The following is a 13,369-nucleotide window of genomic DNA, read 5'->3' as shown; positions in this document are numbered from 1 at the left end:
ATAATGGGGAGATCAGGGCAATAGTGCCGAAACAATCCCCGACAGAAATCCGGGGTAACCGATCCCAATTAGAAGGGCCCCTATCACTGCAATCGCTATTGTTCGCGCATCCTGCGAAAGTCCCGCTTCTGGATTCTCGGAAGTCTTTGGCAGTATCAGGCCGAACCCGCCAAACGCGACAAGCATACCGCCAGAGAGCATAATGATTAGTCTCCCGGATTCGCGAATCGTGCTTTCCGTCCCATTAATGATCTCAACGGATGCAACTACGAGAGTTATCAAAGCAGCGAAAAATCCAATAAAGCTTAAGTTATTTTTTCTATATTTATCTAAAGTAGAATCAAGCTCCGATTCTAATGAATCGAACTCTTGTTTAATACTCCTAAGGTTGCCTTTTGCTGACTCCACTTCCTCCTCTATACTGTGTGTCTGGTATCGTGCATTGATGTTCTGCTGAAGTTGCTCAAGTTTCGCTTCTGTTAGATGGGCATCTGAGTTAGATGGATCCTCGTTTAGAATGGCTTCATTGAGGTTGCTCCATGCTGAATCAAAATTATGCAGTAATGCATTCCCACGAGCAAGAGTAGTATGAACCCGGCTGAACTCTGGGTTTCGCTGCTTCGCCTCTGTTGCTTGTTCTACTGCATGTTCTAAAATTTCTGTTCGCGTCTGAGGTAATCCCGAAATATTTGGTTCGTAGTCGAAACGCAATTCACATGCTCTGATTATTGACTCTGCCAAGTTGAGTTTTAGTATTGGATGTTCTGGCCCTGAACGACAGGCGTTATTGGCATATTTAATTGGCTCGGAGAGCTCTCCATAGCTTCTATCTGCGGTGATGTTAGTCCCGATATGGGATCTGAATAAGTCCAACAAATAGCCATCCCGCTTATCATCAAAACGCTCATAGTTGGCTTCAAATTCTTGCTTCAGATCCTCTGTTCTGTTATTTCTAAAATAATATACTAGAAGAGCGACTAGACCGCAAATTTCCGCCTCTTCATTCGAAGATAGTTTGTTTTCATAGGCTACCTTATTATTATATCCATGAGTGCCCCTCTTAGCCAAAATATCTGGCATTTCATCTGGATTCAGGAAAAGGTCTTGAAAGTCAAATTCACACTCAACTTCTGCCAAGAGCGTCAGAAAATCGGGGCTATGAAGATAGAGCGTTGATCTGTCGATTTGATCCTTTAATTGGTCCGGATCATCCGTTCCATCTCCTCGAACCTCAACTTGGACTGCGATCTCTATGAGATATGCAAAAGTTCCAGGTACAGTATCCAATTTATAGTCTTCTGGATCTATATCATAGTTGCCCGAGATAGCGGTCATCTTATTCCCACTGTGAACCTATGCTCGTATATATTTATATTCCTCAGACAACCTGCCATAATCAGGTTAAGGCTACCAGTGCTCTCCAATATCCGATTGTTCTTTCATCCACATTTCTCTTTTAGGGATCAAAACTGAAACTCTGGGCCAACTGGTCACAGAATAGTGTTAACAAGCAGTTGCTAGCGGATCTTCGTTTCCGAGCATCCCGCTGGTGGTGACGATCGCCGCCTTCTGCTCGGTGATGCGCTCGCGCTGACCGTCGCGACCGGTGACGAAGCGCGCGTGTGATTTCGCCCGTCGGAACGCGTCGCCGTCGCGGAGGAACTCCGGGTACTGGTCGAGCATCTCGGTCACTTGCTTGCCCATCCCGTCGACGTAACAGGGGATGTCGTAGGCCTCGCAGACGAGCAACAGCTCCTGGGTGCGCCCGATGGCGAAGGCCGGAACGACGACCGTTCCGCCTTCCCAGAGCGTCGTCTCGACGCTCTCGGCGAAGCGCTCCTCGACCGTCCCTCGGTCTTCGTGTTCCACGTCGCTGTACGTGCTCTCGCAGATGACTGCGTCGGCGTCGGGTCGCGCAGTGGTCCCCGAGACGATGCGCTGGTCGTCGGTGTGGAAGTCGCCCGTGTAGAGCAGTCGCGTCTCGCCGTCGTCGACGAGGACGTGCGCGCTCCCGGGGATGTGGCCGGCGTCGTAGAACGTGACCTCGTAGCCGGCGGCCTCGAAGGTCTCCCGGTAGCCGTGGGTCTCGGAGACCTGCGTGACCCGCCGGAGGTTCGTCTCGGTGAACGGGCACTGGAGCGTCCCGCCGTGTAGCTTCAGCGTGTCGCGGGCCAGCGTCATCGCCAGTTCGGACGTCGGTGGCGTCCAGTGAATCGGCGGGCGGCGGTCGCCGGCCAGCAGCGCCGGGATCGTCCCGACGTGGTCGAGGTGGCCGTGGGAGACGACGACGGCGTCGGGCGACGGCGTCCGAACCGGGAACTGCGGCGGGTTGCCGGTCAGCATCCCGAAATCGACCAGTAGCGACTCGTCGACGAGGAGCGCGCTCCGGCCGACTTCGCCGACGCCGCCGAGGAACTGGACCTCCATCGCGTCACCGTAGCGGGTCGGCCGGTTTCCGTTCGTCGGTTCGCGGTTCCCGCTCCCGACTCGCGGTGGACGTCGCTCGGCGTCACCCCGCCGTGTGAGCTGGGCGGCCTGCTCCCCGACGCACTGTCAGGTTGCGTGAACTACGCACCCGAATCGGCACCGCCACGCCGCAGTCTCGTGGTATCCTGTGACATATGGACGTGTCGGTTGTGTAATGGTACCGTACTAGCATAAACAATTATTACACTACGGTCCGATAGTTCAGTTGTCATGGCGACACGCCAGCAGACCCCGACGACGTACCACACGTGCAGTTGCGGTGAGGAGTTCGACACGACGGAGGAACTCCTCGAACACGCACGAGAGGCACACGGGCTCAGCGTACACTGACTGGCGTCAACCACGTTTTTTCGCGCCCTCGAAGAACGGTTAGGACGGCGTATCGATGTCCTGGCGGACGCTGAAGCGCGCGTAGCCGCCGTGCGAGAGGTCCAGCGCGCCGAGCCACCAGTTCCATCGCTCGGCGAGTCCGTAGTCGTCCGGCGCGTCCGCGAGGTTTCGGATCACGTCCGCGACCGTCAGTTCGTCCCCGAAGTCGGTCGCGAACTGCTCGGACTCGGAGAGGTCCCGCGCCTGCCGGGCGACGACCGGGACGAGGGCCGGGTCGCCGTCGAACGTCTCGCGAAGTTCGCGTTCGAGTTCCTGTCGGTCCACGTCTGCGTGTAGGCCGCCCCTCCGACTTGAATCTACGGTCGCTGTGGGCGCACCGATTCGAGGCCTCGGGCGCTGTCGCTCAGTCGTTCGCTTCGCCACGAGGCTTCGTACGCTGTCGCTTCCTCGGCCTCTCTGCGAGAAAGGAACTACTGCTCGAAGACGCTGCGTCGTGCTCCACGGCTCGCTCCGCTCGCCGTTTCGCTACGAGGCCTCGTGCGCTGTCGCTTACTCGGCCTCGCCCTTCTCTCCGAGAAGAAAACTGCAGCCTCGCGCTGAAACGTTCGGCGGTTCAGTTACCCTTCTCGATCGGTGCGCCGACGAGGTTGCCCCACTCGGTCCAGGAGCCGTCGTAGTTGATGGCGTCCTCGTAGCCGAGCAGTTCGTGGAGGGCGAACCAGGCGACGGAGGAGCGCTCGCCGATGCGGCAGTAGGCGACCGTCGTGGAGTCGCCGTCGATGCCGTGTTCCGCGTAGAGCTCCGCGAGTTCGTCGTAGTCCTTGAAGGTGCCGTCGTCGTTGGTGACGGCGGCCCAGGAGATGTTCTGCGCGCCGGGGATGTGGCCGCCGCGCTGGGCGGTCTCCTGCAGTCCAGGGGGCGCGAGGATCTCGCCGGAGTACTCCTCGGGCGAGCGAACGTCGACCAGCGGCACGTCGCGCTCGATGGCGTTCTCGACGTCCTCGCGGTAGGCGCGGATGGACTCGCGCGGGCCGGAGGCCTCGTAGTCGACTTCGGAGAACTCGGGGACGTCGTCGGTGAGTTCGTAGTCGTTCTCGACCCAGTACTCGCGGCCGCCGTCGAGCAGCTTCACGTCGTCGTGGCCGTAGTACTTGAACTGCCAGTAGGTGTAGGCGGCGAACCAGTTGGAGTTGTCACCGTAGAGGACGACCGTCGAGTCCTCGCTGATGCCGTGACTGCCCAGCAGGTCCTCGAAGTCGTCCTTGTCGAGGATGTCGCGTGTGGTCTGATCCTGGAGCTGTGTCTCCCAGTTGAAGCCGATCGCGCCGGGCGCGTGGCTCTCGTCGTACAGTTCCGTGTCCACGTCGACCTCTACCAGTCGGTGGGACGGATCGTCGCTCTGGAAATCGTCGAGGTGCTCGCTCACCCAGTCGGCGGAGACGAGCACGTCGTTGGCGTATTCGGTCATCGTGCATCCACTCGTAAGCCTACCGAACATATATTACCACGACTTTCGGCATGTTCGGCCACTCGTCCACCGTGGAGGCATATATTGCCGACACTGTAGGGATCGCCGGGCTGACACGACGAGCCTGCGACGGACGCGACGCCTGGGCTGGCAGGGGATCGGTAGCAGCGGTTCCCCGCAGGCCGAGATGCGGATACATTTGCCACCGTCTTCGACCGGCCGCGATGGGAGATTTCAAGCGCTCGGAGCGGAAACGCCACGACGATGACCGATTTCGTCTCCGCGGAGTGGGTCGCGAGCCGATCGGACCTGCGGCTGGTCGACGTTCGCGACGCCTGGGAGTACGACGGCCTCGGCCACCTGCCGGGCGCAGTGAACGTCCCGTTCGATTCCTTCCGTGCCGACGAGCACGCGGCGCAAGCGGACGAGGGTGACGGCAGCGGGATGCTCCCGGACGAGGACGACTGGGCGGCCCTGCTCTCGTCGGCCGGCATCGACCGGGAGAGCGAAATCGTCGCCTACGACGACCACCACGGCGTCTTTGCCGCGCGCTTCCTGGTCACCGCCGAACTGCTGGGCCACGACCCCGAGCGCCTGCACCTGCTCGACGGGGACTTCTCCAGCTGGCAGCTCGAACGCGAGACGTCGAGCGAAGCCCCCGATGTCGAGTCGACCGACTACGTCGTCGACCGGCCGGCGTCGACGCCGCTTGTCGGTCCGGACGAAGTCGCCGCGGCCACCGACGACCCCGATGCCGTCGTCGTCGACACACGAGAGGACGAGGAGTACGACGCGGGCCACATCCCCGGCGCGGTCCCGCTCGACTGGCGGGACCTCGTCGACGACGAGACCCGCGGCCTGCTCGCGCGCGAGGCGGCGCTGTCCGTCCTCGAATCGGCCGGCATCGTCCCCGAGAAGCGCGTCGTCCTCTACTGCAACACGGCCCGGCGCATCAGCCACACCTACGTCGTCCTGCGTCACCTCGGCTTCGAGCGGGTCGACTTCTACGAGGGGAGCCTCACCGAGTGGGAGGCACAGGACCGCCCGCTGGAGACGAGCTAGCGCTCAGGAGGGCTGGTGTCGGCTGTTGAGCCGCTCGTCGGCCAGTATCGACGTCAGTTCGACGAGCAGCGCGATGACGACCGGGCCGGCGATGAACCCGACCGCGCCGAGCGACAGCACGCCGCCGGTGAACCCGACGAAGTAGAGGCTCGCTGGAAGTCCGGTGGTGTAGCGCGCGAGCCGGGGCCGGATGACGGCGTCCGGGAGGAAGCCGACGAAGACGAGACCCACCACGGTCACGACCACCGCGCTGCTCACGTCGCCGGCGACGAGGTCGGCGGCGGCGATGGCGAGGACCACGATGCTCGGGCCGACGACGGGGACGAACTGGAGGATGCCCGCGACCACCGCCAGCGCGAACGCGCCCTGATACCCCAGCAGCCAGAAGACGAGCCAGGCCGTGAGGAAGGTCCCGAACGCCGTCGCCCCCTGCAGGACGTAGATGGCGTACAGCGTCCCTCGCAGGCGCTTGTGGAGCCGGTCGACGATGTCGTGATACTCGCCGGGCACGGTCCGATAGACGACGTCCGCGGGAGCGCGGGGCCGCCAGAGCATCGCGTAGACGAGGATGGCGAACAGCACGACCTTCAGCGCGATGACGGGCGACTCGCTGGCGAGGTCGACGGCGAGGCCAGCGAGCACCGCCCGGCCCGCCACCAGCGCCGATTCGATGTCGACGACGTAGACGAACTCCGCGATCTCCAGCGTCAGCGTGTCCGGGAGCTGCTGGACGAACGTGAACAGATCCATCCGTCGGAGGTACAACACGCCACCGAGCGGCACGAGAACGAGCGTCCCCGAGCCGAACGCGATGACAGTCACCAGCGCCGCGGCCAGCCGCTTGTGCAGGCCGTGCCCGACGAGCCACTCGGAGAGCGGGAAGAGCACGTACGCCACGGTCACGGCGAAAAACACCGTCGACAGCACGCTCGAGAGGAGCACGGTCGTCCCTATCCCGACGAGGACGAGCAGGCCCGCGAGCACGTACGTCCGTCTGCGTCGAACCACGCCCTTGCTTCCGCACCGGCCGGCAAAAGCGTTCCCGGAGATGACAGCGAACGTGAGTGTGAGTGCCGGACGGCGGACTCGCCTTCCATGGGTGACCGCGGACCCGCCGCTCAGGACCGCGAGAACAGCGCCGCCAGTTGCTCGCGGGAGAACAGCGTCGTCGGCCGGTCCATGTGGACGCCGATCTCGCCCTCGAAGGCGGCCATCCCGGCCTTCTGTATCGGCGTCGGTGCGGAGTAGCCCGCCCGAACGGCGTGGCCGAGACGGATCTCCTGTCTGAGGTCGTCGCGCCAGGCACGTTCGTAGTCGCCGAGCGTCGCCGGGTCGTCCGGGTCGATTTCCCGTGCGGCGTGGTCTGCGGCGGTCATGCCGTAGCGGATGCCGCCGCCGGTGAAGGGCTTCGTCTGTGCGGCGGCGTCGCCGATCAGGAACGACCGCCGACCGGTGACCCGTCGGGGCGGGCCGATGGGGATGAGCCCCGAACACCGGTGGTCGGTCTCGACGCCGTAGCCGTCGACGAATTCCTCGAACCGCCCGCGAGCGTCGTCGCCCGGCGGGACGGCCAGCCCGTACTCGACGCCGGCCTCGCCCCGCGGGATGCGCCACGCGAAGAAGCGCGGGACGGTGAGGTGCACGTCCACGAAGTCGCCGTGGTCGACCTCGTCACTGAAGCCGAGGACGCCGTGGAGCAACTCGTCGGGTTCGGGGAGTCCGAGTTCCCGCCGGACGCGGCTCTTGGGACCGTCACAGCCCGCGACCATCTTCGCGCGGTGGGTCTCGACCCCGTCTGGCCCGCGGACCTCGACGGTGACCCCGTCGCGCTCCTCGGTGACGCCGACGACGGAGTGATCCTCGCGCACGTCGGCACCGGCGTCGCGGGCCAGTCCCGCGAGGTGCTTGTCGAGGCCCACGCGGTCGATGACGTTCGAGATGACCTCGTCCTTGTAGAACGGATGCGCCGCGCTACCCGGCCCGCCGGTGTGGAATCGTGCGCCCGAGATCTCGTTCTGGAAGAGCTCCTCGCGTGCGTCCTCGGTGAAGTCCCACACGTCGGTGCTCACGTGGCCCGAACAGGCCAGCGGCTCGCCGATCTCCCCCTGTTCGAAGGCGACCACGTCCAGCCCCCGCTCGGCCGCCCGGCGCGCGTAGCGCGAGCCGGCCGGCCCCGCCCCGACGACCACAACGTCGTACATACACGTCTCCTGGGTGTCACGAACCAAATAGCTTCGCGATTCGCCCGACCCGCGCCCGAGCGTCCGATTCCGGGTCTATCCGGCCGTCGGCGTCGCCCCGCCGTGGCCGCGTCGCTCGGCCAGCCAGCCGCCCAAGCGCCCGGCGAGCGCGCCGCCGAGCGCCGGAAGGAGCATGGCGATCATCCCGATCGCCAGCCCCATCGCGACGCCGACCGCCTGGAACCACAGCGGGTTCGGCACGGAAGGGATGGACCACACGAACTCGGCCACCCCCCACAGCGCCGGGAGGCCGCCGATTAATCCGGCCCGCAGTCCGGTCGCGGTGCTGTTCCCGCCGCGGCGCTTGACGAGATAGCCGGCGAGCGCGCCGCCGACCAGGACCATGTTGAACCTGATGGTGCCCGAGGACTGAATCACCTCTAACGCAGTGAAGGGGGCGGCCAGCAGCCCACCGAGCAGGGCGTACGTCCACGTATCCGAGCGGTCGAGTTGGAGGGACATCACGAAACGCTACGACGGCCGGCACCATCAGTGTTCCCCGTTGATATGTCGGGGAAACGCGGCGAACAGCGGCTGTGCGGACATCTGCGGGACGCCGCTCACCGGAGCGAGGCGGTGAACGCGACGACGGCGAGCAGGAGCAGGCCGAGCGCCAGCGGCGACGGACTGCCCGTGACCGAGCGGTACGCGAGGTAGCCGACACCGCCGCCCACGGCCAGCAGGACCGTCGTCGAGACGAGGTGGACGAGTTCGACCCGTAGCGTCCCGGCGGCGCGGCCGAGTTGCGCGCCCAGTCGGAGCGCGTGCCTGGCCGTGACCCACGCGAGGACGACCGGCACCGCCGCGGCCAGCATCCACTCGACGGACCGCCCCTCGCTCCCGGCGACGAGGACGGCGGCGAACAGGGCGGCGACGCCGGCCGTCAGCGCGAACTCGGCGTCCCGTCCCAGCCCCGCGCCGAGCGCCAGGCCGCCGCCGAGCGCGAACGCGAGCGGCGCGGGGGCGGGGGCGACGAGCGCACAGACGACGAGCACCGAGAGTGCACTGACCGCGACGCTGAACCGAGGTAGCGCCGCCGACGGCACCCGGTCACCCGTCGGCATGTGACACCTCCGAACTCGGCGTCGTCGGGTCCCAGTTCCGCACCGGAACGCCCCGGCTCCGGAGCGTCGCCACTCGTTCGCGCCGGGTCAGGTGGCCGTACGCCCCGCCGACAGACGACGGGACTGTACAGTCCGGGCTGACGACCGAGACGCGGTGGCCGGCGGCGTCGAGTCGCCTCGCGAGCGAAACGCCGCCGTCGTCACACAGCGGGGTGACGAGCACCACCTGCGCGTCGGCCGAGAGCCGTGCGGCGAGGTCCGCGGCGGCGTCCCTGACGGCCGTCTCCTCACCGGGCGCGGTCCACGGGACGGCCCGGTCGCCGGCGAGCCGCTCGCGGAGCGCCTCGCGGTGTGCGCTCCCGGTCGTCGGATGGAGCCAGCAGTCCGTCGCGCCGACGGTCGCGAGCCCGGTCGGAACTCCCGATTCGAACAGCCCGTCGGCGACGGCGAATGCGGCCGTGGCCCCGTGGCGCGGCGCGGGAACGCCGTGCGGCGTCTCGGCGACGTACGCCGCCCGGCGCGCGTCGAGCACGAAGACGACGCGCGGTCGCCGCGGCTCCTCGAACTCGACCGTCGCCAGGTCGCCTGTCTTCGCGCGGTGGTTCCAGTCGATGCGGCCGGGCGGGTCGCCGGGGCGGTACTCTCGGAGCGCGTCGAACTCGACGCCCGCGCCGCTGACGCCGGCGGTTCGGCGGCCGGGCGCGAGCGTGACCTGTGGCCGCGGGGCCTCGCTCTCCTGTCCGCGGCGCTCGAAGCCGCAGTCGAGCGTCGCTGGCCCGTCGACATCCTCGACGGCCTGCACCGTCTCGCGCGCACCGGCCACGTCCCCGACGACCGCGACCGGTGGCTCGAACGCGTGCGTCCCGGGGACCGCCTCGACGGTGTAGGTGGTCGACGCCGCCTTCCCGGGCCGGAGCGCCGTCGCGAACCGCGCCGTCCCCGAGGCGACGCCGAGGCCGGCCGGAACGCCGTCGAGGAGGCGGAGGTCCGGGACCGTCGACTCGCCGACGTTGCGGACCGTGACGGTGACTTCGACCGTTTCGCCGGGGGCCGGCGTCCGCGTGCTGACCGACCGCGACACCGCGAGATCGGCGTCTGGCTGCCAGACGCTGGCCGCGCCGGCGAGCGCAACGCCGAACGCCGCGGTCAGCACCGTCCCGGGCAGGCCGGCCACCACGCCGACCGCGCTGGTCAGCAGGACCGCCACAGTGACGCGACGGGTCCGGCCCGTCGAGCGCTCCCGCGGGAGGTCGGCGGTCGGCCAGTAGGACCCGCTTTCCGCGTCGGTGACCGTCGTCTCGACGACCTCGTTGGGGTCCGCCGTGTCGGCCTCGCTCGGATCCGGCGCGTCGGCGGCCACGCGACTGGCGAGTTCGGCGACGACGTGGCGCGCTCGCCGCGCGACGGGTAGTTCGGGGCGGACCCAGGGAAGCGAGGCCCGGCGCGGGAGCGGCGGCCGGAGCCCCTCCGCGAAGAACGCGGCGGCCTCCGCGTCGTCGGTCCAGCGCCCCTCCGACAGGCGTTCGGCGGCCGTTCCTGCATCGAGGCCCTCGGTCCGGGCCAGCACGGCGATCGCGAGGTCGTGGAGCGCGGCGTACGCCCGCTCTCGGGGCACGCGCTCGCCGTCCCCGTCCCAGTCGTCCGACTCGTCGACGGCCCGGCGGCCGACCGTGCTCACGTCGTCGAGCAACGCGGCGAACGACGACCCCGGCGTCCGGTAGCGGGGCCGGAACTCCGGCGACGGCAGGCGGACGGGCGGCTCGTCGGACTCGAACAGCCGCCGGCCCGCGATGACCACGGCCCCCGCGCCGACGGCCACGGTGAGGAGCGTCGCGACGGCCGGCGGGACGAGCCCGCTTCCCACCGCCGGGAGCGCGAGCAGGAGGCCGCCGCCGGCGATGGACAGCAGGCCGACGCCGATCCAGAGCCGCCGGGTCGCGGTCACGACGCACCGCCCTCCTCGGTCGGTTCGAGTGGGAGCGACAGGTCGCTCGCGAGCGACCGTGCCCGCCGCTCGCGCTCGGCGGTCGCGTCGGCGTCGCCGTACCGGACCGCACAGAAGAGGTCGGTGAGCGCCGACACCGGTCGCTCGGGCAGGCCGGTCGCGACTGCGGCGTCCCGCACGTCTGCGGCCGTCGACGCGTCTGCCGGCGTCTCGACGCGCTCTCGGAGCGCCGCCCATGCCCGGTACACGTCGTTGTCCGCCGGCGCGTCCGCCGCGAGTGAGACGGCGTCCGGGTCGGGTGACGCTGGCGCTGGCACTGGGTCGTCCCCGTCGGTCGGCGACTCGTCCGTGGTGCCCCGCGTGAGCCCGTAGAGGACCGCCAGCCCGCCGCAGACGAACAGCGCGAGGCCGGCCGCCACCTGCCACGGCGGCGGCCCGTCGCTCGACGCGCTCGCGGGCGTCGCCGTCTCCTCGTCCGGTTCTTCCACCGCGGTCGCTGACTGCGTTCCCGGCGTCTCCGCTCCGCTTCCGGGCCCGCCATACTGCTCTGGCGTCCCCGTTATCTCCCCGCCCTCGACCGCGGGTGCGGTCGAGACTGTCTCGACCGACGCGGCGACCGTCGCGAGCGCGAGGACGGCGAGGGCGGCCAGCGCTATCGAACCGAGTCGCGCCATCTCAGGCCTCCCGGTCCGCGTTCGCCCCCGCAGCCGCGGCCCGAACGAGCGCTTGCGCCGCCATCGCTCACTCCGTCCCGCTCGCCGCCGGCGCATCGACCGTCGGCACGGACACGCGGTCGAAGGCGTCGGCGACGACATCGCTCGCGGCGGCGTCCTCGACCGTCGCGTCGGCGGTCAGGACCAGCCGGTGGGCGAGCACCGCCTCGCCGACCGCCCGCACGTCGGCCGGCCGGACGAACCCCCGGCCCTCGACGACGGCGCGGCTCCGGGCGGCTTCGAGCAGGCGCTGGGTCCCGCGCGGGGAGACGCCGACCTCGGTTCGGGCGTCCCGCCGGGTCGCGGCGACGAGGTCGACGAGGTAGCCGAGCACGTCCTCGTCGACGGTCACGTCCTCCGGGACGGACTGGAGGCGGCGCACGGCCGCAGGGTCGAGGACGGCGTCGGCGCTCGGCGTCCGCGACTCGCGCTCGGTCCGGCGGCGCAACAGCCCCCGCTCCGCGTCGGCGTCGGGATAGCCCATCGCCGTCTTGACGAGAAAGCGGTCGCGCTGGGCCTCCGGCAGCGGAAACACGCCCTCGCTCTCGACGGGATTCTGCGTGGCGACGACGACGAACGGTTCCGGGAGTGCGTGGGTCTCGCCGTCGACGGTCACCTGCCCCTCGCCCATCGCTTCGAGGAGCGCGGCCTGGGTCTTCGGCGGGGCGCGGTTGATCTCGTCGGCCAGCACGAAGTTCGCGAAGATCGGCCCCGGCGAGAACTCGAAGGCCTCGTCGGCCTCGCGGTAGACGTGCGTGCCGGTCACGTCTGCGGGCAGGAGGTCCGGCGTGAACTGGACCCTGGAGAAGGAGAGCCCGAGCGCCGACGCGAAGCTCCGGGCGGTGAGCGTCTTGCCCGTCCCGGGCACGTCCTCGATGAGGACGTTCCCCCGCGCGAGGACGGCGGTCAGCACCGTTTCCAGGAACTCCCTGTCGGCCACGACGCTCGATTCGACGGCCTGGAGGACCCGCTCGCAGTCCGAGCGGGCGTCAGCGATGTCCATGTCGTTCACCGGTGGGGCCGCGGCTGTCATAGTAGTGACAACCGAGTTTCTCACCGAGAAAACGGGGTCAGACGACCGCGAGGCCGCTTGGGACCTGGTCGTACTCGCTCGGCCAGTCGGCAACGCCGGTCTCGGGCCACACGGCGGTCCACTCCGCCCCGGTCTCCGACCGGAACAGGCCGTGGTTCGTCAGCGCGACGAGGCCGCCGTCCGGGTCGGCCGCGAGCACTGGCCGGGCCAGCCCCTCGGGTCCGGGGAGCCCCGCCATCGCCACCGCCCAGCGGTCGCCGGTCCACCGGTACACGTAGCTCTCGCCGCTCGTGCTGTGGGCCGACCGCGGGCCGCTGGCGGCGGAGACCACCACCCCATCGGGGTCCGACGGGTCGACGGCCAGTCCCCAGACGTAGCGGTGACCGAGCCCGTCCTGCGGGTGGGACCACGTCTCGCCGCGGTCGGTCGAGAGCGCGTAGCCGTCGCCCGCCGCACTGTACACCCGCTCCGGCGCGTCGGGGTGGGTCGCCAGCGTGTGGTTGTCCCGTCGCGCGCCCTCGGGGTGGTCGACCCACGTCTCGCCGCCGTCGGGACTGCGGACGAACGCGCCGGCCTCGATGGCGACGTACACCCGCTCGGGATCGTCGGGCGCGAGGGCGATCCAGCGGACGTGATGCGTGTGGGGCCGCGGCGGGAACGACCACCGCGACGACGAGTCGAGGTCGGTCAGCCCCGGCCGCTCCGTCCACGTCTCACCGCCGTCGGTCGAGCGGTAGACGGCGCTCGGTTCCGTCCCGGCCCACACCACGTCGGTGTCGTGCGGGCTGACGGTGACGCTGGTCACGCGGTCGCCAGCCGCCAGCACTCGCTCCCACGCCGCTCCGCCGTCGGTCGTCCGCTGGAGGCCGGCGTCGACGGTGCCGACGAAGGCGCGGTCCGGGGCGGCCGGGTCGGCCGCGACGCACTCCACGTCGTGGCCGACGAGACAGTCAGAGACGGTGGTCCCGTCGGTAGCGAGCACGCGATCCGAGAGCGCGGCGTAGGCGATATGCATACCGAGTGATAG

General features: G+C 68.1%; 12 protein-coding genes and 1 pseudogene. 1 reads left to right on the top strand and 12 read right to left on the bottom strand.

Translation table 11 applies throughout. The annotated features are described in order from the left end of the window. Positions 1–12 precede the first annotated feature (12 nt). The 4 genes and pseudogenes from ACOZ4I_RS14285 to ACOZ4I_RS14270 form a co-directional block, all read right to left on the bottom strand. The gene (locus tag ACOZ4I_RS14285) at positions 13–1,335 is read right to left on the bottom strand and encodes a hypothetical protein (protein WP_424000668.1); all 1,323 of its coding nucleotides are present in this window, start codon (positions 1,333–1,335) and stop codon (positions 13–15) included. Between the two features lie 201 nt (positions 1,336–1,536). Beyond that, positions 1,537–2,427, bottom strand: a pseudogene (locus tag ACOZ4I_RS14280) (MBL fold metallo-hydrolase); the annotation flags it as partial. Positions 2,428–2,856: 429 nt separating this feature from the next. Beyond that, positions 2,857–3,141, bottom strand: a complete 285-nt coding sequence (locus ACOZ4I_RS14275; RefSeq protein WP_424000666.1) for a hypothetical protein — start codon at positions 3,139–3,141, stop codon at positions 2,857–2,859. Positions 3,142–3,430: 289 nt separating this feature from the next. Next, positions 3,431–4,285, bottom strand: a complete 855-nt coding sequence (locus ACOZ4I_RS14270; protein WP_424000664.1) for a sulfurtransferase — start codon at positions 4,283–4,285, stop codon at positions 3,431–3,433. 264 nt (positions 4,286–4,549) lie between these two features. Between ACOZ4I_RS14270 and ACOZ4I_RS14265 the strand changes: the two genes are divergently transcribed. Then, entirely contained in the window at positions 4,550–5,347 is a 798-nt protein-coding gene (locus tag ACOZ4I_RS14265; protein WP_424000662.1) for a sulfurtransferase, read from the top strand. Between the two features lie 3 nt (positions 5,348–5,350). On the opposite strand, the gene ACOZ4I_RS14260 is transcribed toward ACOZ4I_RS14265, so the two are convergent. From ACOZ4I_RS14260 to ACOZ4I_RS14225, 8 genes are all read right to left on the bottom strand, one after another. Then, the gene (locus tag ACOZ4I_RS14260) at positions 5,351–6,355 is read right to left on the bottom strand and encodes an AI-2E family transporter (protein ID WP_424000660.1); all 1,005 of its coding nucleotides are present in this window, start codon (positions 6,353–6,355) and stop codon (positions 5,351–5,353) included. A gap of 110 nt (positions 6,356–6,465) precedes the next feature. Further along, entirely contained in the window at positions 6,466–7,548 is a 1,083-nt protein-coding gene (locus ACOZ4I_RS14255) for a geranylgeranyl reductase family protein (protein ID WP_424000658.1), read from the bottom strand. A 75-nt stretch (positions 7,549–7,623) separates the two neighbouring features. Next, entirely contained in the window at positions 7,624–8,049 is a 426-nt protein-coding gene (locus ACOZ4I_RS14250; RefSeq protein WP_424000656.1) for a DUF5518 domain-containing protein, read from the bottom strand. 98 nt (positions 8,050–8,147) lie between these two features. Further along, entirely contained in the window at positions 8,148–8,651 is a 504-nt protein-coding gene (locus ACOZ4I_RS14245) for a DUF7519 family protein (RefSeq protein ID WP_424000654.1), read from the bottom strand. Beyond that, on the bottom strand, positions 8,638–10,596 hold the full coding sequence (locus ACOZ4I_RS14240; protein ID WP_424000652.1) for a DUF58 domain-containing protein: 1,959 nt from the start codon (positions 10,594–10,596) through the stop codon (positions 8,638–8,640). The genes ACOZ4I_RS14245 and ACOZ4I_RS14240 overlap by 14 nt, the downstream gene beginning before the upstream one ends. Further along, positions 10,593–11,270 carry a DUF4129 domain-containing protein gene (locus ACOZ4I_RS14235; protein WP_424000650.1) on the bottom strand — a complete coding sequence of 226 codons (678 nt, stop codon included), beginning with the start codon at positions 11,268–11,270 and terminating at the stop codon, positions 10,593–10,595. The genes ACOZ4I_RS14240 and ACOZ4I_RS14235 overlap by 4 nt, the downstream gene beginning before the upstream one ends. A 67-nt stretch (positions 11,271–11,337) precedes the next feature. After that, a complete protein-coding gene (locus tag ACOZ4I_RS14230) occupies positions 11,338–12,312 on the bottom strand; it encodes an AAA family ATPase (protein ID WP_424004821.1) in 975 nt (324 codons plus the stop codon). 67 nt (positions 12,313–12,379) lie between these two features. Then, the gene (locus ACOZ4I_RS14225) at positions 12,380–13,357 is read right to left on the bottom strand and encodes a WD40/YVTN/BNR-like repeat-containing protein (RefSeq protein WP_424004820.1); all 978 of its coding nucleotides are present in this window, start codon (positions 13,355–13,357) and stop codon (positions 12,380–12,382) included. Between the last annotated feature and the right edge of the window lie 12 nt (positions 13,358–13,369).

Origin of the sequence: Haloarcula salina (assembly GCF_049603855.1) — an archaeon.
GTDB classification, from domain to species: Archaea; Halobacteriota; Halobacteria; order Halobacteriales; family Haloarculaceae; genus Haloarcula; species Haloarcula salina_A.
Note: the sequence above shows the minus strand (reverse complement) of the source record. Positions and strands in the feature narration are given on the sequence as shown.